Source organism: Bacillus sp. D386 (genome assembly GCF_006346415.1).
The window spans coordinates 1-26390 of sequence record NZ_VEMV01000002.1; the positions used below are offsets into that span (position 1 = coordinate 1).

General features: G+C 38.4%; 23 protein-coding genes. 2 read left to right on the forward strand and 21 right to left on the reverse strand.

The features are described from left to right. Nucleotides 1-734 precede the first annotated feature (734 nt). From FHY45_RS05010 to yneA, 10 genes are all read right to left on the reverse strand, one after another. Nucleotides 735-950 carry a YneF family protein gene (locus FHY45_RS05010; RefSeq protein WP_066103996.1) on the reverse strand — a complete coding sequence of 72 codons (216 nt, stop codon included), beginning with the start codon at nt 948-950 and terminating at the stop codon, nt 735-737. A 167-nt stretch (nt 951-1117) separates the two neighbouring features. Beyond that, nucleotides 1118-1561: a sporulation inhibitor of replication protein SirA gene (gene sirA, locus FHY45_RS05015; RefSeq protein ID WP_066103999.1), complete on the reverse strand. Its 444-nt coding sequence runs from the start codon at nt 1559-1561 to the stop codon at nt 1118-1120. Nucleotides 1562-1728: 167 nt separating this feature from the next. Then, a complete protein-coding gene (locus tag FHY45_RS21295; protein WP_180349939.1) occupies nt 1729-1842 on the reverse strand; it encodes a TetR-like C-terminal domain-containing protein in 114 nt (37 codons plus the stop codon). Between the two features lie 375 nt (nt 1843-2217). Beyond that, on the reverse strand, nt 2218-3702 hold the full coding sequence (locus FHY45_RS05020) for a DUF4153 domain-containing protein (RefSeq protein WP_139891583.1): 1485 nt from the start codon (nt 3700-3702) through the stop codon (nt 2218-2220). Nucleotides 3703-3783: 81 nt separating this feature from the next. Further along, complete coding sequence (locus tag FHY45_RS05025; protein WP_139891584.1) at nt 3784-4425, reverse strand: hypothetical protein; 642 nt, start codon at nt 4423-4425, stop codon at nt 3784-3786. Then, nucleotides 4422-4754: a PadR family transcriptional regulator gene (locus FHY45_RS05030; protein WP_066104010.1), complete on the reverse strand. Its 333-nt coding sequence runs from the start codon at nt 4752-4754 to the stop codon at nt 4422-4424. Before FHY45_RS05030 ends, FHY45_RS05025 begins: the two co-directional genes overlap by 4 nt. A gap of 120 nt (nt 4755-4874) precedes the next feature. Next, complete coding sequence (gene tkt / locus FHY45_RS05035; protein ID WP_139891585.1) at nt 4875-6881, reverse strand: transketolase; 2007 nt, start codon at nt 6879-6881, stop codon at nt 4875-4877. A gap of 138 nt (nt 6882-7019) precedes the next feature. Further along, nucleotides 7020-7250, reverse strand: a complete 231-nt coding sequence (locus FHY45_RS05040) for a DUF896 domain-containing protein (RefSeq protein WP_139891586.1) — start codon at nt 7248-7250, stop codon at nt 7020-7022. Between the two features lie 76 nt (nt 7251-7326). After that, a complete protein-coding gene (locus FHY45_RS05045) occupies nt 7327-7977 on the reverse strand; it encodes a YneB family resolvase-like protein (protein ID WP_066104021.1) in 651 nt (216 codons plus the stop codon). A gap of 69 nt (nt 7978-8046) precedes the next feature. Beyond that, entirely contained in the window at nt 8047-8370 is a 324-nt protein-coding gene (gene yneA / locus FHY45_RS05050; protein WP_066104023.1) for a cell division suppressor protein YneA, read from the reverse strand. A 153-nt stretch (nt 8371-8523) separates the two neighbouring features. Here yneA and lexA point away from each other — a divergent pair, with 153 nt between their 5' ends. Further along, entirely contained in the window at nt 8524-9150 is a 627-nt protein-coding gene (lexA, locus tag FHY45_RS05055; protein ID WP_066104026.1) for a transcriptional repressor LexA, read from the forward strand. Between the two features lie 203 nt (nt 9151-9353). Here the strand turns inward: lexA and FHY45_RS05060 are convergent, their stop codons facing one another. Beyond that, nucleotides 9354-11825 (reverse strand): helicase-related protein, encoded by a 2472-nt coding sequence (locus FHY45_RS05060; protein WP_180349936.1) that lies wholly within the window; start codon nt 11823-11825, stop codon nt 9354-9356. A gap of 474 nt (nt 11826-12299) precedes the next feature. Between FHY45_RS05060 and FHY45_RS05065 the strand changes: the two genes are divergently transcribed. Continuing rightward, nucleotides 12300-12950, forward strand: coding sequence for a 2OG-Fe(II) oxygenase (locus FHY45_RS05065; protein WP_139891588.1), 651 nt, complete (start codon nt 12300-12302; stop codon nt 12948-12950). A 224-nt stretch (nt 12951-13174) separates the two neighbouring features. On the opposite strand, the gene FHY45_RS05070 is transcribed toward FHY45_RS05065, so the two are convergent. The 10 genes from FHY45_RS05070 to FHY45_RS05115 all read right to left on the reverse strand — a co-directional run bounded on the left by FHY45_RS05070 (nt 13175) and on the right by FHY45_RS05115 (nt 25354). After that, nucleotides 13175-15085 carry an AMP-binding protein gene (locus tag FHY45_RS05070; RefSeq protein ID WP_139891589.1) on the reverse strand — a complete coding sequence of 637 codons (1911 nt, stop codon included), beginning with the start codon at nt 15083-15085 and terminating at the stop codon, nt 13175-13177. Nucleotides 15086-15104: 19 nt separating this feature from the next. Then, nucleotides 15105-16637, reverse strand: a complete 1533-nt coding sequence (locus FHY45_RS05075) for an acyl-CoA carboxylase subunit beta (RefSeq protein ID WP_139891590.1) — start codon at nt 16635-16637, stop codon at nt 15105-15107. 25 nt (nt 16638-16662) lie between these two features. Continuing rightward, on the reverse strand, nt 16663-17436 hold the full coding sequence (locus FHY45_RS05080) for an enoyl-CoA hydratase (RefSeq protein WP_139891591.1): 774 nt from the start codon (nt 17434-17436) through the stop codon (nt 16663-16665). Next, nucleotides 17436-18353: a hydroxymethylglutaryl-CoA lyase gene (locus FHY45_RS05085; protein ID WP_139891592.1), complete on the reverse strand. Its 918-nt coding sequence runs from the start codon at nt 18351-18353 to the stop codon at nt 17436-17438. The genes FHY45_RS05080 and FHY45_RS05085 overlap by 1 nt, the downstream gene beginning before the upstream one ends. A gap of 16 nt (nt 18354-18369) precedes the next feature. Beyond that, nucleotides 18370-18585: an acetyl-CoA carboxylase biotin carboxyl carrier protein subunit gene (locus FHY45_RS05090; protein ID WP_066104050.1), complete on the reverse strand. Its 216-nt coding sequence runs from the start codon at nt 18583-18585 to the stop codon at nt 18370-18372. 11 nt (nt 18586-18596) lie between these two features. Then, nucleotides 18597-19949, reverse strand: a complete 1353-nt coding sequence (locus FHY45_RS05095) for an acetyl-CoA carboxylase biotin carboxylase subunit (RefSeq protein WP_139891593.1) — start codon at nt 19947-19949, stop codon at nt 18597-18599. A gap of 12 nt (nt 19950-19961) precedes the next feature. After that, nucleotides 19962-21599: an AMP-binding protein gene (locus tag FHY45_RS05100; protein ID WP_257468991.1), complete on the reverse strand. Its 1638-nt coding sequence runs from the start codon at nt 21597-21599 to the stop codon at nt 19962-19964. A 34-nt stretch (nt 21600-21633) separates the two neighbouring features. Beyond that, entirely contained in the window at nt 21634-22776 is a 1143-nt protein-coding gene (locus FHY45_RS05105) for an acyl-CoA dehydrogenase family protein (RefSeq protein ID WP_139891594.1), read from the reverse strand. A 68-nt stretch (nt 22777-22844) separates the two neighbouring features. Further along, on the reverse strand, nt 22845-23459 hold the full coding sequence (locus tag FHY45_RS05110) for a TetR/AcrR family transcriptional regulator (RefSeq protein WP_139891595.1): 615 nt from the start codon (nt 23457-23459) through the stop codon (nt 22845-22847). Between the two features lie 302 nt (nt 23460-23761). Continuing rightward, nucleotides 23762-25354 (reverse strand): long-chain-fatty-acid--CoA ligase, encoded by a 1593-nt coding sequence (locus tag FHY45_RS05115; protein ID WP_139891596.1) that lies wholly within the window; start codon nt 25352-25354, stop codon nt 23762-23764. Nucleotides 25355-26390: the final 1036 nt, after the last annotated feature.

Sequence of the window (26390 nt, forward strand, 5' to 3'; positions counted from 1 at the left end):
ACAGTTTAGCGGACGGGATCATTTGTCCCACTGCCCCTTACGTTCTACCCTGGCTACTGATAGATTAAATTCATATGAAAAAAGTTCAACCAGAAAGTTCTGGCTGAACTATATAATACGAACCGCCCCTTTAGCCGCATAAGAAAAGACCGTCAATTTGACAGCCTTGATTTTCTGCTATTACCCCAGTTTGTATAAGTACGTTTAATTGGAAATACCAAAAGGTAATTCCACAATCATAACCAATCTTTCACATATGTAACAAGTCCTAAAACTGCACCTAAACTAGAAGCAACAAACACAATAGCTATATTATTAGATTTACTATGACTATGCTTTTCATTACTCATTCTGATATCACCCCTCACTAATTATCCTTATTATACCATTTATGTGATTTTAGTTTATTTATCTTATTCAGCTAACCTGCCCGTTTCTACAATAAGGAGTTCAACATAAAAGAGCATAATCCTCGATACTTTGAGAGAAACTCTTAACGTTCCTTGCTCTCGAACTGGTAAACCTTTTTTTATCACAAAGATGTAAGTATCCTTCTATTACCTCTTTTAACAACATAAAAAGACCATCTCCTTCTGAATATTTCTCAGAAAAAAGACGGTCTGATGGAAGATTAACCAATTTGACTTATGTATCTCCAAAAAGATAAACCAAATTACAAAAATTAATCTATACAGTATGGTGACAACACCTTAGAATCCCAGATGGAACAAGGCTTATTTCCCTTGTTGCTTGTTCATCGCATTCATCATTTGATTTACTTTCTTTTGGGATGGCTTCATACCCATTTGTGTCATCATCATTTTAATCATTTGTTCATTGATTGGTGGGTTTTTCTTTAAATAGTCCATCATGTATTTACGAGCGATAAAGAATCCTAAAGCCACACCAGCAATCAAAGCAATCACTGCCGTAAGAATATAATATCCCATAACCTAAACTACCTCCTCCGTGCTGTCACAAAGACATTGTACTAAACCAAAGTAATAATACCATAACTATTGTGATATTTCTATCAGATTTTGATACAAACAGACATAATAGAATAAATTCCACGGTATTTATAACAATCTCATAGTGAAATCTGTCTTATTCTACTTCATACATATAACCTCTGTTTAATAGGTCTGAGCCAAGCGCACCGTTCCTTAGTTATATCCAACGCTAAAAAATATGGATTCCACTGCCTGAGCCATTCAAAAAATATGGTCTCACATTCATACGTTCCAGTAGCATGCAGAATCAATGAATGATTGCGATATCCTAAGCTTGCTTCGCTTTGGCCGACATTTCGCTTTCTGATATAATATACCCCATTTTCCATATAACAATCTTTATTTTCCATTAGTTGATTTTCCATAAAAGAGGTAAAAAGCTGTGCATGAATCTTTTTAGTAACAAAGTTAATTTGCCTGCGGAGTATTTTTTTCTTATCCCCTTCAGATTGTTCATAATCCTGGAATAAGTTAAAAAACATATATTCTCGTCCATAATAATGACGTGCAAATTCATTCTCTATTAAATAAATAATATAAGTGCGCATACTCTTACCTCCAATTCTCTTTACATATAGTATAAAAAACTATTGTTGCATATTATGTAAAATGAACGTGCAGAGTTGTTCTAATTTTGTCGAGTAAATATTTTTTTGATTTTTCAAATTAATCTCTTATACCCATTATACATATGATTTACTCTTATCACCATTGATCATCTGTATAATTCTGTAATTTGACTGGCTACATATTCAGAACTGAAATGAAGTCCGTCTTTTATCCACCATATGATAATTCCCAATACTGATGAGCTAATATATCCGGTGATAGACTTTTTCTAATTTAGGGGCAAGTGATGCTTATTATTTCATGACATTATTGAGTGTCATCGCATTAATGATTACATTTTTTGTACCTTCTAAAAATTATATCCATTCCCCACTCGCTAGGATCAAGGGCAGCTGAGGAAAATAAAATTGATATATTTCATATTTTTAAATGGATTAGCCTACAGACATAAACACTTTAAATAAGCTTGTTTACAAAAAGCCTGGACCCATAAGTCCAGGCTTTTTACTTATTTATCCTTCAAAAATCAAATTAGCCAGTACTCCGTTTTCTGCTGGAATCCTCCAAAAACCGGTTGCCGTTATCTGATATCTACTTTATAGCAAGAATATGACCAGTACTGGATTAGCTGTTGTTAATCTCCATTTTCATGCTTAGTGAGGTTAAGACTTTCTAACCTATCATAAACTTCAACTCTGGAAAGATTATAGGACTGCCAAGTATAGTCAGTGTTCCTCATTTGCTCATATTGGACTGATAATAGATGTTTCAATTCACCAGAATTGGGGTCTGATTCATATAAGTCAATCAGTCCAGATAATCCTGTATAGGATAATTCGTTTAAATAATATAGATCAATTTTACCCGTTTCTTTATATCTACTTATATTTTTATCTACGATTAGTTGATCCAGTTGAACGATGTGCAATCCAGTGTAAAACAATAATCCGGTTAAAAAATAAAAATGTCTTAATGCAATTCGTTCAATCCAGATTTTTACTAATGTATAGGTAAAAATGACAACCAGATAAAGCATAATCGTATGTGCGAGTATTCTGAGAATCGTATATCCATAGGCCTCTTCATACATATAGAGGCGCATAAAAGCCGATGTTAGCATAACTCCGCTAAATACGATTAAAAGACTGAGAAGGACCTGTATAAGCCTTTTAGCAGCGTTCATTTGAACAGATACATACTTTAGGGTTCCAAGCAGTATGGACCAATTTATGAGGGTAACCAACAATAACTGGGCAAATCCTGTTCGCGCGCTTGAAGCATAGGTCATATCATTGAGAAGCGGGCTGCCAAAGAAATATTTAAACTGGACAATTGTAAATAATAAATAGACTCCATTAATCAGGACCAGAATCGTTGTCACAATGGTTGAATCGAACTGGACACTTCCTGCCTCTTTCATGTTAGAGGACAGTGTTTGCGGCTGTTTTAAATGTAATACATTTAGAAAACCATAAAACAAAAGAGCAAATAGGATAATAACTATCAATCTTCCAAAGAATTCACCTATTTGTACGGAAAATAACCAGTCAGGGATGTGCATAAATATCGCTTGAAAATGACTGTCTGCCGATACAAGCAATAGAATGATGATGATGAGTATCGGGAATGCAATAACAATTCCCAAACCGATGCTTTTAGCCATCCCCCCAGTTTCCCCTGCTCCCTCTTTTCTGAATTTTTTTAGGATGTAGGAGATGAATTGCTGATTGTATTTAATACTGTTTACCAGTTTTGTTTTCAATTGTTTAATAAAGTTGACTCTGCTCCAATCAATTTTTTGTTGATTTGTAATAAGTGTTAGCTGAGCTGCTACAAGAATTGGTATAACCAACCCATTCGTTAGATAAAAAAGGACATTAGATTGATAGAAATAAGATAAACCAAGAATCCAAATACAAACCATCAGAAGGCTTCCAATTCGCATATGAGTAAATTTCGTTTTCCGAAACCTCCAAAAAAACAGACCATAAAAAGCAAATAAGAACAACGGATAGGAAATCCCTACTTCTCCATGTAAAAAAGATAACTCAGCAAAACAGGCTAGCGCTATACATAACAGTAAAAATACTTTATCTTCTTTTTTAAACTGAATATCCATTTTAAGGATCCCCCTCTACCTAGTTTTTCTAGGTATATAGTGATAAATATACATAGTTATTCTATGTATATAGGCAAATAGTCAAAGCGAGGCTTTCTTCCCCCATAGATACCCAGCAAAACTGACTGGATATAAGATAAACGTACAAAATACACATGCAATAATAAATGATTTATCCAGTAAGGGGTCAAACCATTGATCCGGTACGAGGTTAAAGATAACCAAATACATTAAGATAATGTTAGGGATCACCGTAATCAATAACGTTTTCTTAATAAGCTTTTTGCCCTGATGTCCAAATTCCTTGCCAATTTCATAACCAAGCAAGACCCAAAAACCAATATAGATGGCCATTAAAAGTACAGGAATCGATGTTAGCAAAGACCATATTTCCTTGGCCCAATTCCAATCATATGTATGGTTGATAAATGTTAACAAAATTCCGCTTATAAAGAGGGACAAGTTAATTCCTGCAAATATCCACCTTGTTTTTCTTGGTGTAAGGGTTAGTTCCTGTTTCCAGGATACAGCAACTTCTTCCGGTGTACCCAGCCGCATCGATAGCTCTTTATAGATTAAGTCGGGTGACTCATCCTCATAAATGATGTCGCAAGCCATTTCGGAAATATGTAACTTATATTCTTTCATAATAGCCGCTTTATCAGGATGGGCACCCAGCAATCGATCAAGCTGACGTAAATAATCTTCTTCAGCCCGTCTCATGTTTCTGTTCTCCCCATTACCTTGTTCATGACCTGGACATATCGATTCCATTCGTTTGTTTTAATCTCTAGCATCTCTTCGCCAGCCATGGTAATACGGTAGTACTTACGAGCGGGTCCCTTCTCTTGTTCAACCCAGTAGCACTCTATATATTCCTGTTTTTCAAGCTTATGCAAAGCAGGATACAGCGTACCTTCCTTCATCTGAAATCCATGGTCACTGCGGTGATCCATTTCTTTCACCAATTCATACCCATACATATCTCTTTCTTGCAAAAGCTGCAGAACAAGAAGTGATGTACTTCCTTTTACAAGTTCACGATTAAACATTTCTTCACCTACCTAGAATTATTAGGTACATATCAAACATACATCATTTGGAATTGTTTGTAAATATATTCATAAAAAAATCACCAGAGAAAGACCCTGGCGATTTTTTAAAAATATATTTTATTTTTGTAGCATTTCTTTTACTAAAGAAACCACATTAGATGGAGTGAATCCGAATTTTTCCATTAACAATTCACCAGGGCCGGAAGCACCAAAGCGGTCAATTGCCAATATTTCACCTTCATCACCTGTATAACGGTCCCATCCGAAAGATGTACCTAATTCAATTGCTAAGCGTTTCTTAACAGTTGAAGGGATAACAGATTCTTTATATTCAGCAGATTGAGCTTCAAAGCGATCAAATGATGGCATGCTGACAACTGATACATCAATGCCGTCATTCGCTAATATAGCCTGTGCTTGAACAGCCAATCCTACTTCAGATCCAGATGCCAACAATATAGCATCGGCAGTATCCTTATTGGAAGGTGAAACTACATATCCACCTTTAGCAACGCCCTCTTCAGCTAATTCAGCTGATAACGGTAACGTAGTTAAGTTTTGGCGGGATAATACTAACGCAGTTGGTGCAGACTTGCTTGTTAATGCCGCTTTCCATGCAGCTGCCACTTCATTGCTGTCAGCCGGACGGATAAGTGAAACATTAGGCATTGCGCGCAATGCAGCCAAGTGCTCAATTGGTTCATGAGTTGGACCATCTTCTCCAACAGCAATACTGTCATGTGTAAATACATATGTGACAGGAAGATTCATTAACGCTGCTAAACGAATAGCTGGACGCAGGTAATCAGAGAATACAAAGAATGTTCCTCCATACACATGCACACCACCGTGAAGTGCCATACCGTTTAATGCAGCACCCATACCAAATTCACGTACTCCAAACCAAATGTTTCGGCCATCATAGGAGCCTGGCAAGAAATCTTTTTCGCCTTTCAGCATCGTTTTGTTTGATCCAGCTAAGTCAGCGGATCCACCAAATAAAGATGGAAGATTTTTAGCGATTGCATTTAATACTTCTCCGCCTGAATTACGTGTAGCAACGGCTTTTCCTGCTTCATAAACAGGAATATCCTTATCCCAGCCTTCAGGTAATTCGCCTTTGATTGCTGTTTCTAGTTGAGCAGCAAGTTCAGGGTATTCGTTTTTATAGCTTTCAAATAATTGGTTCCATTCTTCTTCTTTTTTAGCACCAGCTTTTACAACAGTTTCTTCGAATGTGTCATAAACTTCCTGTGGTACATAAAAATCTTCTTCGAATGTCCATTTGTAATATTCTTTAGTCAATTTCATTTCGTCTTCGCCAAGCGGAGCACCATGAACAGCAGATTTACCGGATTTATTTGGAGCACCGTATCCGATAACTGTTTTTACTTCAATCATAGTTGGACGGTCAAGATCTGTTTTTGCCTCTTCAAGCGCTTTAGCAATTTCATTCAGATCATTACCGTCTTCTACGCGAATGTATTGCCATCCGTAAGCTTTAAAACGCTCAGCAACACTTTCAGAGAAGCTCATATTTAATTCGCCGTCAAGAGAGATATCATTGGAATCATAAAGGACTACTAAACGTCCCAATTTTAAATGGGCAGCAAGAGAAGCAGCTTCAGCTGATACCCCTTCCATTAAATCTCCATCTCCGCAAATGCTGTATGTAAAATGATCTACAACATCAAAGTTATCTTTATTGTAGACTGCCGCCAAATGACGTTCCGCCATTGCCATACCGACTGCCATCGCAATACCTTGGCCAAGTGGTCCGGTTGTAGCTTCTACGCCTTTTGTATGTCCATATTCAGGATGTCCAGGTGTTTTACTGCCCCATTGTCTGAAATTCTTAATTTCTTCCATATCAAGGCCATAACCTGATAAGTGCAATAAGCTGTATAAAAGCATGGAACCATGTCCTGCTGATAATACAAAACGATCACGGTTAAACCAATCCGGATTTTTTGGATTATGGTTCATGAATTTGGTCCAAAGAGTATAAGCCATAGGAGCAGCTCCCATTGGCATACCAGGATGACCTGAATTAGCTTTTTCAATTGCATCGATTGAAAGAGTACGAATAGCTGTGATAGATAAATTATCTTTTTCTGTGAACATTGCCTACATCCTTTCAGATTAACCTTCTAATTTATATTAATGAAGTATAAACAGGTTGACAAGACTTTGTTGGTAAATGCTACAAAATCGTCACTCCTTAGGATATTTTTTTGGAGTCTAACCTATTATGCTATACCCTTAATGTAATTTTTTATTACGTAATTTTTTTATTTTTTCAGGTGTGACATCCTTACCTTCTGGATCGATAATTGTCAAACCTTCAACCGTATTTCTCATTGAGGTACGAAAGGTTTCCAAATACTCTTTCCTTAGAAGAGATTGTTCAGTGGCTTCTTCTTTTGTAAGGCCAACTGTTTTTGATTTCTTAGATAATTCATTAATTCTTTTAATTTTATGCATTGGCAGCATGGTATTGCTCCTTCTATATAAAATATAAGTAGATATTGTCATCGTATAGAAAAACTGCGTAATTTTCAAGAATGAACTATTGATTAGTATTCTTTTTCATATATTCTGAATATCTTCGATGAATGGTGGCTTTTGAGAGATCATAGCCTTTTCTGTTTAAATTCTCCGTAATTTCAGCAAATGTTAATCCTTTAATACGCAGCTCAATAACCTCCTGTAAAGGTACCTCTGACCTTTCTCTTCCGCCTCCAAGATGTTGATTTGCTAAATTTCTTTGTGGTTTATATCCATTTTCAATTGCTCGTTTCATCCCTCTTCTGATTTTACTGTTTTGTAATTTTCGCTGATATTCCTCTACTATACTGATGATTTGCAAAAGCATGGCATCTGTTTCAGAAACCTCGAGCTCACCATTATGAGTAACCGTATATAATTTAACCCCTTCTTTATAGATGCAATGTAATAGAGCAATCTTGGCATTTCCTCTGCCCAGTCTTGTTTCATCCTGAATCAAGAGACCCTCGATTTCTCTATTTTTCATTTTTTCCAGCAAGATTAGAATGCCTTCTCGTTCTAAATCATATCCACTGGCTTGTTCTTTCTCGATTATTACCACCTCGAACCCCTTTATGGCAGCCAGTCTTGTTAACTCCTGCTCCTGCCTTTCCAGTGATGTTTCCTGTGAACTTTTATCTGTGCTGACTCTGCAATAAATTCCAACCTTCATTTTCTCTCACCATTCTTCTTTACATATAGATAAGGCCGGGAAACATTCCCGACCTTACTGATTATATAGTTATTTATCAGAATCTGCTAAGTGTAGCATTTCTGTATTTTCGTTCATTTTCTTTACAGGAATCACAATCGTTTGCCCTTCCTTTAAATGATTAATGTGCAAGTCATTATGTTCCTGAACCCAAGAGACAAATTCAGTCTGTGTCATTTCGCTGCCGTCAAAACGTTCAGCCATATCCCAAACTGTATCTCCTTTTTTAACCGTGATTTGTTGATAATCGTCTTTTGGTGCTTCAATATTTGTTACTATCATTGTAGTTATTAATAAGAAAAGACCGATAAAAAACAAGATGGAATAATTATAAGAAGTCCATAATTTTTTCATAAATAAACCCCCATCGAATGTATGTTCGTTTAATATAAATCAAGTATAAACCGAACAAACGTTTTGTGTCAATACAAAAAACGAACTTATGTTTGTACTGTTAAACAGGAAATGATATACTAAAAACAAGAAAAGCTAAAAGAGGTGCGGGAGATGACTACTAAATTATCCAAACGGCAACAGGATATTTTGCTATATATTAAAGAAGAAGTAAAAACGAAGGGCTATCCGCCTTCCGTTCGAGAAATTGGCGAAGCAGTCGGACTGGCTTCAAGTTCCACGGTTCATGGTCACTTAGCGCGATTGGAAAGCAAAGGACTCATCAGACGAGATCCTACCAAACCACGTGCTATTGAAATCCTGGATATGGATCCACATGACCATATTCCAAAAACAAATTCAGTTAATGTACCATTAATCGGGAAAGTAACTGCAGGGCAGCCTATTACAGCTATCGAAAATATAGAAGAATACTTCCCTCTGCCTGAGCATATGGCTCCTGCCGATGAAAATGTGTTTATGCTTGAAATTATGGGTGACAGTATGATTGAAGCTGGAATACTTAACGGTGACTATGTTATTGTTCGCCAGCAGCATACAGCAAACAATGGTGAAATTGTCGTAGCCATGACTGAAGATGATGAAGCTACCGTAAAACGTTTCTTTAAAGAAGATACTCATTTCCGTCTGCAGCCGGAAAATTCTATGCTCGAGCCTATCATTCTACAAAATGTCAGCATCCTCGGTAAAGTGATCGGGTTATACAGAAATATTCAATAAGAACGATGGGACCGGCTTTCAGCCGGTTCTACTTATGTGTTTAAAATCTATTATCTCTATTTTCTCTATTAAACTTATGCATTTAAAGATTGGCATATTCCACTTTATGAATAGATTAACGCTTTTATTTATCTTCTTGTTTACATAATATAATTATGTAATACAAAAAGCTTGCAACCATTATGATTGCAAGCTTGAAGGTCCTATATATCCCATCCTCTGTAATAGTATCTTGATCGTTTACTCTCTTCATAACACGACTGACAAATAGCAAATGGATAATTCCAGCTTAACGGCTTATTGCATGACCGACATTTTGTTTGATATTTTTTAACCCCTTTTCTTAACTGATTATGTGCATCTGAACTGATTTCTTCTCTTACTCGCTCCCAATAGACCGTTTCACTTCTTCTATCTAATTTATACAAAAACAATAAATGCAATCCTACTGATTTATAAGATAATTCAAGTTCATCCAAGGAATCTTTCTTTATTAAAGGCTCTCTCAATTCTCTTCTATCCACAATGGCTTTCATATTATAGAGCCATTGATTAACAAGGCTCTCCTCATTCGCTGAAAAAGGTAAATGCAGAAAACCGTATAAATCAGTTATCGACATTCGTCCTTCTATTTGTTCATGGCGAATTAAATGATATAAAGCTTTTTCCTGAGTAAGCGGTGCTTTTGTTGTTCCGGCAGGATTTTTAAATTCATCCCATAATTCAAAGAATTGATCAAAGCTGGAATGATAACGTTTAAAGCGTTCAAATACAACCTGTGTAGGAGCTATTGTAAATGTACTGATTGGCCGGTCTTCACCATTCAACAACCGTTTCATTAAACCAATTTGATCAGTAAATGCCACTCTTCCTTCATTATATATACCTTTACGTCCGGCACGGCCTGCTAACTGCTTTACTTCCTGGGAGGTCAATAAACGTCTTCTCGTGCCATCAAATTTATCATTTTCCAGAAAAACGACCCGCCTAATCGGTAGATTGAGCCCCATTCCGATGGCATCTGTAGATACAATCACTCGCGTCTCCCTGTTAATAAACCTCTGAATTTGTTTAGCTCTTGTCTCAGGAGGCATACTTCCATAGATCACACTTACTTTATGGCCGTTTCTTTCCAGCTTTGAAGCGGTTTGAAGCACTTTATTTCGAGAAAATACAATCAATGCATCTCCTGCCTTGGTATGTTCGATCTTAAAAGGTTTTTTCTCTACAATCAGCGGTATATCACGTTTGTATTCATGAATTTCAATATCATTTCCCTGAAGCAGATTTAAAATCATCCTTTTAGAGTTGTGACTGCCTATAATGTGAACTTCCCGAGCACGCGCTTTATTAATAGCTCTAAACCAAGAAAACCCACGATCCTTATCTGCAATCATTTGCGCTTCGTCTATAACCATGACATCGAATTCATCTTTCTCGGTAAACATTTCAATTGTGCAGGAATAATGCGTGGCATTTGCAATATCCTTTTCTTCTTCACCTGTCTTTAATGCACAGGCAATTCCGTTGTTTTTAAGCGTTTCATATACTTCAAGTGCCAATAGCCTTAAAGGTGCCAGGTATATACCAGATGCAGCTTGCCTTAATCTATTTAGTGCCTGATAGGTTTTACCGGTATTTGTTTCTCCTATATGCAGAATATATTTAGTGTTACTATAAACGGTCGTCTTGTATTCCACACCAAAGATGTCATCCAGTTTCTTTTGTTTTATTTCTTCCTGTTTCCTCAGCTCTTCTAATTTCTGTTCTCTTTTTTCAATTCTCTCTTTGTGCTGAGTATGGTATAACGGCATTTGTATATCAAATTCATCCGGGTGGGTTCGAACATCTATAAGGTCCTCAATCAATTCCTGCTCTATTTCACTTTCATATTCCCATTGAAATTCACTAATATTTCCCCCGATCAATTGCCTGATCAGCTTATGATTAATCGACCCTTTAAACAAATTCTCATATTGGTTTATGATTTGATTCGGCAATTCTGATACTATAAATGGGTATATGGTTTCGTAAACAAAGGTATCGATCAGATTTTGATAAATATATTCGTCAAAAACAGAATCATCCTGGTATACATCATATCCCCAATATAAGAGGTCGTTGAGCGTTTCAAATTGGGCTTGTTTGAACCCCTTCACATTTGCTATATCCCTTTGTAATTGATTTGCCACTTTATATCTGAGTTTTAAATAAAAATAAAGCTTGTTACTGCTCAAAATACTTAAGGCCTCATCTTTTATAACGGTATTCTCATAATTCCCTTTCAATTTTTTTAGCTTGACTGTTTCAAATAATTCATCCCATCGTTCATCTGTTTCTCCAAAGTAATCTTGGATCCAACTTTTCAGATCAAAGGATTTTAGTCCACTTAGTTCTTGTTCAACCATTTTATTTATTGCTTTCTTGGAGGCTCCTTCTGTTTCTATACCACGCAGCCCCAAAAATTTAATTTTTTCAGCTCTATTCATCCGCTGAAGCGTTCGACTCTTCCATGCTAAATTCCAAATTTGATCGAAATAGCGTTCTCTGCTCTCCAAATAATCATGTATAGCTGGCTTTGTTTCGCTTTCTTCCATATATAAGGAAATATCATTCAGAATATCATTTTTTGCTTTTTCAACTGCTTCTTTATACCCTTTATTCAATATGTCCATTATTCCGTTCTCCTTCAACTGCCATAAAAATTCTCTTATAAGGCTAATATATACGATTACCCGCATATCTATAAATTTAATACATTAGTTTACATAATATTATTATGTTCTACATTAATTTTTTTCTTAATTTTTGTATTAAATCCACTTGATTCATTACTTTATATAAATCATACATATAATATCACCGGATCAATCATAATTGTTCCATTGTGTTTGCTTTGATGGCGCATTTTCTGTATATACAGCAAAAGTAAAGTATTAAACAAAATAAACTCCCCATTCATTGAGGAGTTTTGATTTATAAAGTTCTTGAACTAAAATTTCGGCTTCCTTTCTTCAAATTCAAACTCATATATTATTATTTTGAAATTTACTCTTCCAAAAATAATTATGAGAATTCTAATCGGATTTATTAAAATACATGATAAAATAACAAATGGAACAGAGAAAAGATGGGAGAGGAAGCAATATATGACAACGACCATTCATCCACAAAAAGAAACGCCTATTTTCCCCCACACAGGTCATTTCATTGAGACAGAGAACAGACGAATTCCTATCTTAGCTCGTCACGGTGAACCACTTGTTGTGGTATTGGGAAACGTGTTAAGCGACGAGGAATGCGATACGTTGATAGAGTTAGCGAAGCAGGATATGAAACGCTCAACCGTTGGAGCAACCCGTGAAGTAAACGGTATGCGTACGAGTTCAGGTGCTTTCATTGAAGATGCTCAAAATGAAACCGTTTTACGCATTGAACAACGGCTAGCTGCCATCACTACCATTCCGTCTGAACATGGCGAGAATCTCCATATCCTTCGCTATACTCCTGGTCAAGAATACAAAGCACACTTTGATTATTTTGCTTCGACAAGTTCAGCTGCTCAAAATAACCGAATTAGTACAATTGTCTTATACCTAAATGATGTGGAAGAAGGCGGAGAAACGTATTTCCCTCACCTAGATTTATCAGTCGCTCCACAAAAAGGAATGGCGGTTTACTTTGAATATTTCTACCAAGACGAATCTCTGAACGAAAAGACCTTACATGGCGGTGCCCCGGTTACCAAGGGTGAAAAATGGATTGCTACTCAATGGATTCGGAAACAGCGTATTCGTTAACAGGACAGTAAAGCGAGGCAATGATGTATGCCTTGCTTTTTCTTTTGTTCCGATACATTCTATTAAATTATTTTAATCGTTAAGTTTTCAAGAATACAACAACCCAATTATATTAACTATAAAACTAATTAAAAAAGCATGGAGATTATCCATGCCAACGCTTAACTATCAGATAGCTGTTTACCAGCATGTGATTCGCACACTTGCTTCCAACTAACTGGGTATCATTTTATTTTTATCTGATTGATTTCATGTACGATCTCCGGATTGACTAAGGAGGATAAATCACCTGCATCTTGGTTAAGGAAGGTAGATTTGATGACTCGGCGCATAATTTTCTGGTTTCTCGTTTTTGGCAGGTCGCTCACGAAGTAAATAGCTGAAGGCTTGAGTGCTTTTCCAAGCTGATTGCCCAAAAGCTTCATGAGCTCATTTTCTAGCTCTGTACTCCCCTTTACATTCGTTTGTAAAACGGCAAAGCATACACAGGATTCCCCTTTAAGCTCATCCGGAATACCGATAGCAGCCGCTTCAATCACATCTTCATGCTTAATAAGAATGGATTCATATTCAGTCGGACCTACTCTTTTTCCTGCTATATTCAATGTATCATCAGACCGCCCTTTAATCTCCCAAAAAACGCCGTCTGTACTAACCCAATCCCCATGAACCCAGGTATTCTTATAGGTGCTCCAGTATGTATCCAAGTATCTTTCCTTCTCATTCCAGAAGCCTTTAGTCATGCCAACCCAAGGAGCGCGAATACAGAGCTCACCCACCTCGTTCGTAACAGATTCACCGGATGAATTTAATACCGTAATATCCATGCCTGGCATCGGTGAATTAAATGTAACAGGAGCAATAGGCTTCAATAAAACATTTCCTAAAATGCCGCCGGATATTTCGGTGCCTCCTGAATAATTAATAATCGGGATTTTCTTTTTCCCAACCCTTTCAAACAACCAATTCCATGGATCCGGATTCCAAGGCTCACCCGTTGATCCAAACACTTTAAGAGATGAAAGATTATGAGAACCAATCGAATCATCAGCTCTTGCCATAAGAGAACGAATTAATGTAGGTGATATTCCTAATTGCGTAACTTTCCACTTTTCAACTAACTTCCATATCTGATTAGCTGTTGGGTAGTCAGGCACCCCATCGTAAAGCATAATCGTAGCTCCGTTCATTAAACTGGCAAACAACTGGAATGGTCCCATCATCCAGCCCATATCGGTTATCCAGAGAAGCTTATCACCTTTGACCACGTCCATTGAGATTCTTGCATCAATCGCTGACTTTATCGGGAAACCGGTATGAGTGTGGACTGTTCCTTTTGGTTTACCTGTTGTCCCTGATGTATAAATGAGCATGAATGGGTCATCACTCTTCATTTCAGCAGAGGTGTCCACCGAATCAGTTGCTTCGATTTGAGTCCAGGATACAAATGAGCCACGCATCCCAGTCTCTCCCACTACAACTACCTTCTCCAAAGTATCCATTTCATCTAAAACATTTGTAACTGTCTTTAACATATCGACCTTTTTACCACGTCGAGTATAGGACTCTGCCGTTATAATCATTTTGGAGCCTGCTGCGTTTACCCGTGTCTTTAGGGCATCCTCTGCAAAACCGGAGAATACAGGCGAGACAACCGCTCCAATTTTTGCAGCAGCCAGAATGGCTACAATGGTCTCCGGAATCATTGGCATATAGATGGTTATTCTATCTCCACGTACAATCCCCTGTTCCAATAACCCTCCTGCCACTCGGCTCACCCAACCATATAATTGCGGAAAGGAGATTTTCTTTGTTTGTCCTAATTCATTTTCATATTCGATTGCATGATGATCAGAATATATCCATTTCTCTATACAAGAATCCACAATATTACAGGTTCCACCGACATACCAATCCGGGAATTCAATCCCATTTGATAAATCCATTACTTTTTTATATGGTGTTTTCCAACTGAACCCCAATTCTTTTTCGACCTCTCCCCAATACCATTCGGGCTCTTCAATCGATTTAGCATAAAATTGGTCATAGTCTTTAAAGCCCAGTTCTTGTATCCATTTATAAAGACGCAGGTTAGAAATCGTACGATGATCGGGTATCCAGGCTACTTGGCTCATGAAAGAACCCTCCGTTTCCTCAAACCGGGTAAACCGGATGTTTTCGGCATGAAAAGACCTGATATTTACTTTGATATAAGCTAAATCTAGTGATTAATTGACTTCTTAAATCATTAGGTTCAACAATATCATCAATGATCATTTCTGAGGCGAGGCGATAAATATTAATATCTTCCTTGTACTCTTCTCTTTTTTCCATAATGAAGCCTTGACGTTCTTCTTCCGGCAGCGCGGCAATTTTATTGGCATACACAGCATTCACTGCCGCTTCTGGACCCATAACTGCAATCGAGGCAGTCGGCAAGGCAATACAGCAATCTGGTTCAAAGGCTGGACCGGCCATCGCATAAAGGCCAGCTCCATACGCTTTCCGAACAATAACAGAGATTTTTGGAACGGTTGCTTCACTCATGGCAGCAATCATTTTTGCACCGTGCCTGATAATTCCTGCCTGCTCTACTTTAGTGCCAATCATAAAGCCTGGTATATCGGCCAAAAAGAGCAAGGGGATATTGAAAGCATCACATAGATTAATGAATTTGGCTGCTTTATCAGCAGAATCATGAAAAAGGACTCCACCCTTTACACGAGGCTGATTGGCAATAATACCAATCGGTTTACCACCCATTCGGGCAAGACCAGTAATTAATTCAGGTGCAAACATTTTCTTGATTTCACAAAAGGAATCCTCGTCTATTAATTGATTAATGAGATCATACATATTAAAAGGTGCATTTTGATTCTGAGGGATAAGATCTGCGATTGTTTTGTCTGATACTTGAGGTAGTTTTTCTTCGGTGCTTTTTGTTTTTTCGGCAAAATTGGCTGGGAAGTAGGATAGATATTTCCGGGCATATTCGATTGCCTCTTGTTCACTGCTTACAAGAACATCTCCGCAACCTGATACAGAACAATGCATTTTCGCTCCGCCCATTTGTTCCAATGTGACCTTCTCACCAATCACCATCTCTGCCATTCTAGGAGAACCAAGATACATGGAAGCATTTCCTTCCACCATCACAACGATATCGCAAAATGCTGGAATATAGGCACCGCCTGCTGCAGATGGGCCAAATAATAAACAGATTTGCGGGATTTTCCCGGACAGTTTTACCTGATTATAAAAAATTCTGCCAGCCCCTCGGCGTCCAGGGAACATCTCTACCTGATCGGTTATTCTCGCACCGGCTGAGTCCACTAAATAGAGCATAGGGATTTGAAGCTTATCAGCAGTTTCCTGAATACGAATGATTTTTTCAACCGTCCGTGCTCCCCAGGATCCTGCTTTAATGGTTGAATCATTAGCCATAACAGCAACCGTTTGGCCGTTTATTTTTCCTAATCCCGTTACCACCCCGTCAGCCGGTAAACCTTCCGCAGAATGATTCGCAAACAATCCATCCTCAGCTAAAACGCCTTCATCAAACAATAACTCCAAACGCTCTCGGACGAACAATTTGCCTGCTTCTTTATTTTTTTGATGATACTTCTCTTCTCCGCCTCCTTTAATTTTTTCTATTCGTTCTATAAGGTCGTTTTGAATTGTATTCATGGTCATCTACCTTTCTATTGGGAGTTTATTCACCGGTATATACAGGCTTACGTTTTTCCTTGAATGCCATGAGCCCCTCCATACGATCCTTCGTTGGAATGGTAACCTGATAGCTCATTTCTTCAATTTGGAAACCATGTGCTAAGTCTGTTTCCATACCTCTTTCTATCGCTTTTTTAGCTTCCCTTACTGCGATAGGTGCATTGGCTGCAATTTTCTTTGCGATTGACAGACTCATAGTCTCCAGTTCATCCGGCTTGGCGATTTGATTAACCAGGCCAATTTGCAGTGCCTCAATGGCATCTATCCTGCGAGCGGTGAAAATAAGCTCCTTTGCTTTGCTGATTCCAATTAATCTCGGCAGTCTCTGTGTTCCGCCTGCGCCTGGAATAATTCCCAGAGAGGTTTCTGTGAGCCCCATCCTGGCATGATGGCTGGCCACTCTTATATCACAAGCCAATGCAAGCTCAAGCCCTCCGCCAAATGCTGCCCCATTAATGGAAGCAATCGTCGGCTGCGGCATTTGGTCAATCATGGAAATGGTTTCCTTGATTAATCTGACCGCTTCTCCTACCTGTGCTGGAGTCATATTTAACCGTTCTTTTAGATCAGCACCAGCACAAAAGGCTTTGTCACCACTGCCAGTAATGATTATGCAATGAATAGATGAATTTTCTTTATATAGACGCAGTGTTTGTTGCAATTCTTTTAACAACTCAATAGATAAAGCGTTGGATTTATGAGGATGATCTAATACAATCACCGCTATCCCGTCTTCTCGTATGGATCGGTTTATCATCAGTTGACCCTTCTCCCTTCCTTTTTCTCCTGGATAGCCATTTGTTTGCTCGACAAAGGGATACCCATCTGTTTTTGAATATAATCTGCAGCTTCAGCTAACATTCTTCCATCAATACCCGTACGAATCCCCATCCTCTCAAGCATATAAACTAAGTCATCAGTGGCTACATTTCCTGAGGCTCCGGTTGCATATGGACAGCCGCCTAAACCGCCTAGTGAGGAATCAAAAATTGTATATCCTTTCTTTAAAGCTACTAATATATTTGCCAGCGCCATGCCGCGTGTGTCGTGAAAGTGTAACGCAATACGATCCTTATTAAACCGTTTTGTTACTTCATCCAGTAAAAAATCAACCTGTTTTGGATGGGCAATACCAATTGTATCGCCAAGAGAGATTTCATCTACCCCCATCGCGAACAGCTTATCGCATATATGTAAGACAGCATCAATCTGAACTTCGCCCTCGTACGGACAGCCAAACACTGTCGATACATAAGCTCGTGTTGTTTTTCCTTCCTTTGATGCATCCTCTGCAACCTCCTGAAGAATTGGAAAGGTGTCTGCAATGGATTTATTTATATTTTTTTGATTATGTGCTTCACTCGCTGACATGAAAATAGAGACTTCATCGATATTTGCTAACAGCGCATTTTCCAATCCCTTTCGATTTGGCACTAGAGCCGCATAAGTGACCGTATCCTTGCGCTTGATTTTCCTTGATACCTCCAGCGCATCAGCTAGCTGCGGAATCCATTTAGGAGCAACAAAAGATGTAATTTCAATATAAGAAAGACCCGTTTCGCTCAACAGGTCAATCCATTCTATTTTTTGTTCAGTCGGAGCTATATTCATCTCGTTCTGCAAACCGTCCCGGGGGCCAACTTCTTTTATTTGTACAAATTCAGGTATCTCCAAAAAAGTTCTCTCCCTTCTAGTCAATACGGATTAAAACATCGCCCTCATTTACAAAATCCCCTTCGTTTACGACAACCTCTGTGACGAGTCCGTCTCCTTCAGCGGCTATAGGAATTTCCATTTTCATAGATTCCAAAATGACCATGTCCTGTCCGTTTTCAACGGTATCTCCCTCTTTTACTTGTATTTTCCATACATTTCCTGCCATACTTGCTTTGATTTCTTCAGCCATTATTACCTCTCCTATCTGTTTTTCATTTTTTTAAGATTTGCTTCAATAAACCCAGTTGTTGTGTCTCCCGCCTTAAATGCTTCATGCTGGATGACCGTTAAAAGCATGGGTAGATTTGTTTTAATTCCCTGAATTTCATAGCTTTGAAGTGCCTTTGTCATACAGCTTATAGCTTCTTCCCTGCTTGATGCCGACACAATTAGTTTTGCAATCATCGGATCATAAAATGGTGTTACCTTAGAGTTACCACTGATAGCAACCTCATTTCGTACACCTGGACCATTCGGTAATTTCAGATGGGTTATTTGCCCGGGTGATGGTAAGAACGTAACGGGATCCTCCGCATAGACTCTCACTTCAATAGCATGACCCTCTAACCGAATATCATCTTGGGTAAAACGTAAATTCTCCCCATAGGCAATCCTAATTTGCTCCTCAACCATATCAATTCCCGTAATCTCCTCTGTTACCGGATGTTCAACCTGCAGGCGCGTGTTCATTTCAAGGAAATAGAAATTCTTTTGTTCATCCATTAAAAATTCAAAGGTACCGGCATTATAGTAGCCTAAATCGCGTACGGCCTTTAATGCTGTTTCGCCCATTCTTTTCCGTAAACTCTCATCAACAAATGGAGATGGTGCTTCTTCTACCACTTTTTGATTACGGCGCTGAATGGAACATTCACGTTCCCAAAGGTATACAGCATTGCCTTGCTTGTCAGCCAGCACTTGAATTTCAATATGTCTCGGGTTCACAATGACTTTCTCAAGGAACATATCCCCATTGCCAAAAAAACTTTGGGCTCGGTTTTGATTGCCTTCATATGCTTTTATGAGCTCGATTTCATTTGAGACTGACTGCATGCCAATCCCGCCTCCGCCAGCAGAGGCTTTCAGCATTACAGGATATCCGAGTTTCTTAGCTACCCTGACTGCCTCCTCCGCATCAGCAAGCGGGTATGATATTCCAGGCACAACCGGTACACCTGACTTCTCCATGGCCTCCCTTGCCTTTGTCTTTTGTCCCATTAGTTCAATGACATCCGGAGAGGGACCAATGAAAACAATATTTTCTCTTATGCATTCCCTCGCAAACTCACTGTTTTCACTTAAAAATCCGTAACCCGGATGGATAGCTTCCACATCATGCTCTTTCGCAATCTCTAATATTTTCGCGGTATTAACATAGCTTTCATTTACTCTTGGACCACCCAAAAGAAAAGCAAAATCTGCTTCCTTAACAAATGGTGCCTCTTGATCTGCCTCAGAATAAACCGCAACCGTTTCGATATTAAGGCGTTTACAGGTACGGATTATTCTTGAAGCGATTTCCCCTCGATTGGCAATTAATATTTTCTTAAACAATGCTGCTCCTCCTCACGTTCCCAAAATCTGCATGGATTGTTCCCGAAGCTTATATTTTTGAATTTTTCCGGAAGCTGTCATCGGATATTCGTCTATAAATTCGATATAGCGCGGAATTTTATGCCTTGAAATCTTCCCGTGGCAGTAAGTACGGATATCCTCGGCTGTTATGGATGTGCCTTCTTTAGGAATGATCCATGCCATTACTTCTTCACCATATTTGGCATCTGGTACACCAATGACCTGGACATCAAGTACAGAAGGATGCTGGTACAAAAACTCTTCTATTTCTCTTGGATAAATATTTTCGCCACCACGGATAATCATGTCCTTAAGCCTGCCAGTAATAGCGCAATACCCATTTTCATCCATGACAGCCAAATCACCGGTATGAAGCCAGCCATCTTTGGAAATCGCAGCTGCAGTTGCTTCTGGATTTTTGTAATAACCCTCCATGACATGGTAACCGCGTGTGATTAACTCGCCATGCTGCCCCCGAGGCACTTCATTCTCAGTGCCAGGCTCGACGATTTTCACCTCAATATTAGGCATCGATCTGCCAATGGAGCTGACTCGCAATTCAAGCGGATCGTCCGTCCTCGTTTGAGTGATACCAGGTGAAGATTCGGTCTGTCCAAATACAATCGTTATTTCATTGGCCCCCATCTTTTCCACTACACCCTTCATGACTTCAATAGGGCAGGTGGAACCAGCCATTATACCTGTACGCAGAGTGGATAAATCGTATTCTTCAAAGTCCTCCAGGTTCATTTCAGCAATGAACATCGTTGGAACACCGTGAAGAGCGGTACATTTTTCTTCTTCAACAACCTGTAAAACACTGCGCGGATTAAACTCCTGCAATGGAATCATGGCTGCACCAACAGAAACGGCTGTTAATGTTCCTAATACACACCCAAAACAATGGAAAAAAGGAACTGGAATACACATACGATCTTCATTTGTCAGCTTCATTCCCTCAGAAATATTGATCGCGTTATTGACGATATTGCGGTGAGTCAGCATGACTCCCTTTGGAAAACCAGTTGTCCCAGACGTATACTGCATATTGATGACATCGCTGTCGTGTAAGGAATCTAGCCTTTCAGCCAATTCCTGCTCTGATGTGTGGGAGGCCATTTTTATCACATCATCCCAGCTGTACGTACCAGGATATCGATTCTCACCGAGCACGATAACATTTTTTAAATAAGGCAGCTTCTCTGATACCACCTCTCCAGGAGGTGCATCTCTTAATTCCGGTATGACTTCATAAAGTGTTTCAATATAGGAATGATCCTTCACATTTTCCATTAAAATAAGTGTTTTTGAATCAGACTGCTGCAAAAGGTATTCTAGCTCTTTGGCTCTGTAACTCGTATTTACCGTAACGAGCACCGCTCCCATCTTCCCTGTCGCATATTGGGTAATCAGCCATTCAGGAGTATTAGTCGCCCATATGGCAAGATGATCTCCCTTTTCCATTCCAAGCGACATAAACGCTCGGGCTGCCTCCTTGCAAACATCATTAAACTGTTTATACGTATACCGAAGACCTCGCTCTGCATAAACAACTGCTTCTCGCTCCGCATTCTCTTGAGCTATTTCATCCAAAAGAGCACCCACTGTTTTCTGAACCAAATCCGCCATCTCGTTCCTCCTTATCACTTAAAAAAATATAAGGCTAGCAACCTAGTTGGCGGGATATTACAAGTCGCTGAATTTCTGATGTACCCTCGCCAATCTCCAATAACTTCATATCACGTAAGTAACGCTCCACTTCGTATTCACGCATATATCCATATCCACCATGAATTTGAATCGCCTGATTGCATGTACGGAATCCCATTTCAGAAGCAAATAGCTTGGCATAGGCAGATTCTTTTGTGAAATTCTTTTTTTGATCTTTAAGCCAGGCAGCCTTTAATACCATATTTCTCGCCAGCTCAATTTCCATTGCCATGTCTGCCAGCTTAAATTGAATAGCCTGAAACTTAGAGATGGACTGTCCAAACTGGATTCGTTCCTTACTGTAGGCAAGCGCTTTATCAAATGCTGCCTGAGCAATCCCGACCGCCAAAGCCGCGATTGAAATCCGGCCGCCGTCCAGTGTATATAAAAATTGTTTAAATCCTCCCTCGAGATCTCCAAGGACATTCTCCTTAGGTACCCGAACATGGTCGAGGATTATTTCTGATGTATTCGAAGCTCGAACACCCATTTTGTCGTAATTGCTAGTAATCTTTAGCCCTGGCGTATTAGTTGGTACAAGAAAGGCGGAAATAATATTTTTTCCGGTATTGGTCTTACCAGATATCGCAGTGACCGTAATCGTTTCTGCAAATCCGGCATTTGTAATCCAGCATTTTTCTCCTGTAATTACGTACTCATCACCTTCTAGAACTGCCCTTGTTCTCGTCCCTCCGGCATCTGATCCGGCATTAGGCTCCGTTAATCCAAATGATGCTAAGGCCTTACCACTTGCCAATGGAGTTAAGTACTGTTGCTTTTGCTCCTCTGTTCCAAAATAATAAATCGGACTCGATCCAAGTGATACGGCAGCTGCATAGCTCAAGCCCGTACCTCCGCAGGCTCTTCCAATTTCCTCTACTGCAAGCGCATAAGAGATCGTATCTCCACCAGAGCCTCCGTATTCTTCTGGAAAGGGAATTCCGAGCAGACCTAATTCACCCATTTTCTTAAATACTTCTTCAGGGAATCTTGACTCCCGGTCTAATTCAATCGCTATTGGCTTAATTTCCTTTTCCGCAAATTCTCTTGCCATATTGCGGACCATCTTTTGCTCCGTGCTCAATTCAAAGTTCATTTTCATCCTCCTACTCTTTTGTGAAAGACCGACTGGTTGGTCTGTTATAGATATGTAAGCGCTTTAATTTATGTGGTAAAAAAATGTGCGTATTTCCTTTTTGCCTCTTCCGTTAATAGAGCATGCATAATAAAGTCAGTAAAATACACAGAAATCTGATCCATCGGCAATGGCCCGTTTCGTTGGTACCATTTTGAGGTCCAGTTCACAATTCCCAAAATGGCCAAACCACTAATTTCAAAAGGAATCTCTTTTCGAAAATCTCCGGAATCCTGACCTTCTTTAATGACTTCGTATATTAATAGCCTGAACTCATCCCGCTTCAGTTTAATAGTTGAATCCAGTTCCGGTTTTAAATATTTACTTTCCTGATAAAAGACTGATATGTGAGATTGGTAGAGATCAAATACTTTCGTAAACGAGTAAATAATCTGCTGAAGTTTCTCTGGTGGAGTTTGATAATGGTGGATAGCCTCTTTGGCTTTACGCAAGACATAGGAGATAAATGTGTCGTGTATAGAGAAAAGCAATTCATCCTTTGATTGAAAATGGTGATAAAAACCACCCTTTGAAGTATCACTGGCCTGAACAATATCATTTACTGAAACACCATGAAAGCCATGCTTTTCAAACAGCTTAACAGATGTATCCAGAATGCGATCCTTTAATTCCGTTTTCTTCACCCCTCTCCATGTTCATTTATTATGATTTAGATTCTAACTCAACCTTCACAAAATTGTCAAATTATTTTATTTATTCAAATATTTAGGTTTTGATTGGATAGTTAAAAATGAATGTGAAATCTACTTTGAGTGTAGTTCTTAAATTAATTAATTAAATCGAAATATGTAGCACCATTAAATAGATTCTAAGAAAGTTAAAACTCGCTAATCAGATAGCGAGTCTTTTTTATATTGATTATACTTATTTTTCCTAATCTAATCCTACTAGTTACCTATCATAATAATCTTCAGTTGATATTTTATTAATTGACGAATTTCCCGCCTTTTCCGGCTGCCTCCCAGTAATCATTACGAAGGACTACCTTTTGTATTTTCCCAGAAGCTGTCTTTGGTAGTTCGCTTACAAAGGTTACTCCTGTTATCGCTTTAAAATGAGCTAACCTCTCTCTTGTAAATGCAATTAATTCCTCTTCAGAAACGTTTCTTCCCTCTCTTTGAACAATAAAGGCATGCGGAGTTTCTCCCCACTTTTCATGAGGAACAGCGATCACCGCTGCTTCTAATACATCGGGGTGGTCATATAACACGCCCTCAACCTCGATGGAAGAGATATTTTCTCCTCCGCTTATGATAACGTCTTTCTTCCTATCGACAATATCAATATGTCCATCTTCATCTACAGTAGCCATATCTCCCGTATGAAGCCATCCGTTTTTGATCGCCTCCATCGTTGCCTCTTCATTCTTCCAGTACCCTAACATGACTCCATTACTTCTTGTAATGACTTCCCCAATCTCTTTACCGTTATGCTCGACTTCTTCGCCATGCTCAGTCACAACTTTAACTTCACAGCCAACCATCGATATCCCAGCCTTCGATTTAATTCTATATTGTTCCTCAGTAGGTAACTCCTTTAATTCTGAGCGAACAACTGAAATCAAGCTTAAAGGAGAAGATTCAGTCATTCCATATACTTGTATGAAATCCCAGCCCAGCTCTTTTTCCACTCGTCTAACAAAGGCTGGCGGTGGTGCCGAACCGGCAATGACAACTCGAACTGCTTGTTCAATATTTGAGCTATTCTGGTCGTAATATTGCAGAAGTGCATTTAACACGGTTGGAGCCATATGCATAACGTTTACTTTATGTTTTTCGAGGGCAGAAAAAATCATCTCAGGCGTCGTTTTTCGAGAGCAGACCTGAGTAGCACCGTTAGCCGTATAATAAAACGGAGAACCCCAACCATTTACATGAAACATCGGTAAGACATGAAGTAACACATCTTCATCCGTTATGCGAAGATGATGCATAGTACTTAACGCATGAATATAGTTATTTCTATGAGTCAGCATGACTCCCTTTGGATTCCCGGTTGTTCCACTTGTATAAAGAAGGCTGCATACATCATCTTCTTCTAACGGAAATCTCTCAAATGCCTCGTTACTTTTCTCTTCCAACCAAACATCATATCCTACCTCTTCTGTCTCTGAATCTTTATAATGAACTATAATTTTTTCAATCGTCTTTAGCTTATCTTTAATTGGCAAAATCAAATGGTAAAGGTCTTGATCAACGAATAAAATTTTCGATTCACTGTGGTTTAGAATAAATTGATAATCATCTGGCTTTAATCGACTATTTAGTGGTACCATCACACCACCCAATTGGAAAATCCCATAAAAGCCCTCCAACATTTCAACAGAGTTTGGTGCTAAGTAGGCAATACGATCCCCTTTTTGAACCCCCAAATTCTTTAAACCGTGAGATAACCGATTAACTCTTTCATTTAGTTCTTGATATGTAAATACCCTGTCTTCACATATGATAGCCTGCTTGTCCCCATACAAGCTTACGGCCCTGTCTAAGAATTGCGTAAGTATTAATGGTACATTCATTACTGTATCCCCCTTTACTAAAATCAAAATATTCCGAATTAATTAGACATAACATATTCACTGGACTTTTCAAATGATAGGAGGAATTAATTTAACTTCTGACATTTCAACGGAATATCAATTTCTAAAAATCTCTTCCCGCTAAAATATTCAACTCTCTCCCAAATAATTAATTCGACAAGCAAGAACTATATTTCCTGCAATAATAACGAAAAAGAAATATAAAAAAGCAATCCGAAGAATGCTTGAATGAATGATCCCTTATTGTTTGCGGTCTATATGGAAAAATAAATCCGTCTTACTTTGATGAAATTAAGAAATTTAGACTAGTAAATTGACAGGATGGAGGGCGCTGGGTTCGAACCCAGTTGGAATTATACTTTTCAAAAAGGCTTAAACCTAGATGTATGATATGCTCCCATTAGGTAGACAGATTAAAAAATAAAATATGTTTATCTAATGGTGAGTATTTCATGTCTAAAAAATTACTTTCATAAAATATTAAAATCCGAATGAGACGGTAGTTTGCAATTTTAAGACAATAACTACTATAGTGTTGAATGCGCGTTTACGTAAAAGGTGATCAAGATAAGGTAAAATATCGTTTCATCCAATGGTTTTCATTGCTCTTAAAGACAGCATTATTTTCTTCATTAAAAAAAACATTTTTTATATCGTATTTTCGTATTTATCTAAAGGTAAATAACTTCTTTCTTTTCCACTTTTTAATTATATCTAACGCCTTCCTATTCTGTTCCTGCCTCATCAAATCATATGACAGCGGCTTCATCTCTGGAATAATTATCCTAGGTTTAACATTCTTACTCTAAGTACTTTTACTTTATTAGAAGATATAATATATAGGTGATTGAAAAGCTATCATCCCCAAATATTTTTTAATATTCAATATAATTTTTTTACTCTTATATCCTCTTACAATAATAATGACTTTACAATGAGTATTAAAAAGCTCATAAACCTCGTTACGGTTTATGAGCTCTTATTCCCGATTAGTATTGAAGATTTTATCAAATGA

Excerpts from the sequence above, each read along its gene's own strand:
- FHY45_RS05010 (WP_066103996.1), bottom strand. The coding sequence starts at position 950 with ATGGGATATTATATTCTTACGGCAGTGATTGCTTTGATTGCTGGTGTG.
- sirA (WP_066103999.1), bottom strand. The coding sequence starts at position 1,561 with ATGCGCACTTATATTATTTATTTAATAGAGAATGAATTTGCACGTCAT.
- FHY45_RS05020 (WP_139891583.1), bottom strand. The coding sequence starts at position 3,702 with ATGGATATTCAGTTTAAAAAAGAAGATAAAGTATTTTTACTGTTATGT.
- FHY45_RS05025 (WP_139891584.1), bottom strand. The coding sequence starts at position 4,425 with ATGAGACGGGCTGAAGAAGATTATTTACGTCAGCTTGATCGATTGCTG.
- FHY45_RS05030 (WP_066104010.1), bottom strand. The coding sequence starts at position 4,754 with ATGTTTAATCGTGAACTTGTAAAAGGAAGTACATCACTTCTTGTTCTG.
- tkt (WP_139891585.1), bottom strand. The coding sequence starts at position 6,881 with ATGTTCACAGAAAAAGATAATTTATCTATCACAGCTATTCGTACTCTT.
- FHY45_RS05040 (WP_139891586.1), bottom strand. The coding sequence starts at position 7,250 with ATGCTGCCAATGCATAAAATTAAAAGAATTAATGAATTATCTAAGAAA.
- FHY45_RS05045 (WP_066104021.1), bottom strand. The coding sequence starts at position 7,977 with ATGAAGGTTGGAATTTATTGCAGAGTCAGCACAGATAAAAGTTCACAG.
- yneA (WP_066104023.1), bottom strand. The coding sequence starts at position 8,370 with ATGAAAAAATTATGGACTTCTTATAATTATTCCATCTTGTTTTTTATC.
- lexA (WP_066104026.1), top strand. The coding sequence starts at position 8,524 with ATGACTACTAAATTATCCAAACGGCAACAGGATATTTTGCTATATATT.
- FHY45_RS05060 (WP_180349936.1), bottom strand. The coding sequence starts at position 11,825 with ATGGACATATTGAATAAAGGGTATAAAGAAGCAGTTGAAAAAGCAAAA.
- FHY45_RS05065 (WP_139891588.1), top strand. The coding sequence starts at position 12,300 with ATGACAACGACCATTCATCCACAAAAAGAAACGCCTATTTTCCCCCAC.
- FHY45_RS05070 (WP_139891589.1), bottom strand. The coding sequence starts at position 15,085 with ATGAGCCAAGTAGCCTGGATACCCGATCATCGTACGATTTCTAACCTG.
- FHY45_RS05075 (WP_139891590.1), bottom strand. The coding sequence starts at position 16,637 with ATGAATACAATTCAAAACGACCTTATAGAACGAATAGAAAAAATTAAA.
- FHY45_RS05080 (WP_139891591.1), bottom strand. The coding sequence starts at position 17,436 with ATGATAAACCGATCCATACGAGAAGACGGGATAGCGGTGATTGTATTA.
- FHY45_RS05090 (WP_066104050.1), bottom strand. The coding sequence starts at position 18,585 with ATGGCTGAAGAAATCAAAGCAAGTATGGCAGGAAATGTATGGAAAATA.
- FHY45_RS05100 (WP_257468991.1), bottom strand. The coding sequence starts at position 21,599 with ATGGCGGATTTGGTTCAGAAAACAGTGGGTGCTCTTTTGGATGAAATA.
- FHY45_RS05105 (WP_139891594.1), bottom strand. The coding sequence starts at position 22,776 with ATGAACTTTGAATTGAGCACGGAGCAAAAGATGGTCCGCAATATGGCA.
- FHY45_RS05115 (WP_139891596.1), bottom strand. The coding sequence starts at position 25,354 with ATGAATGTACCATTAATACTTACGCAATTCTTAGACAGGGCCGTAAGC.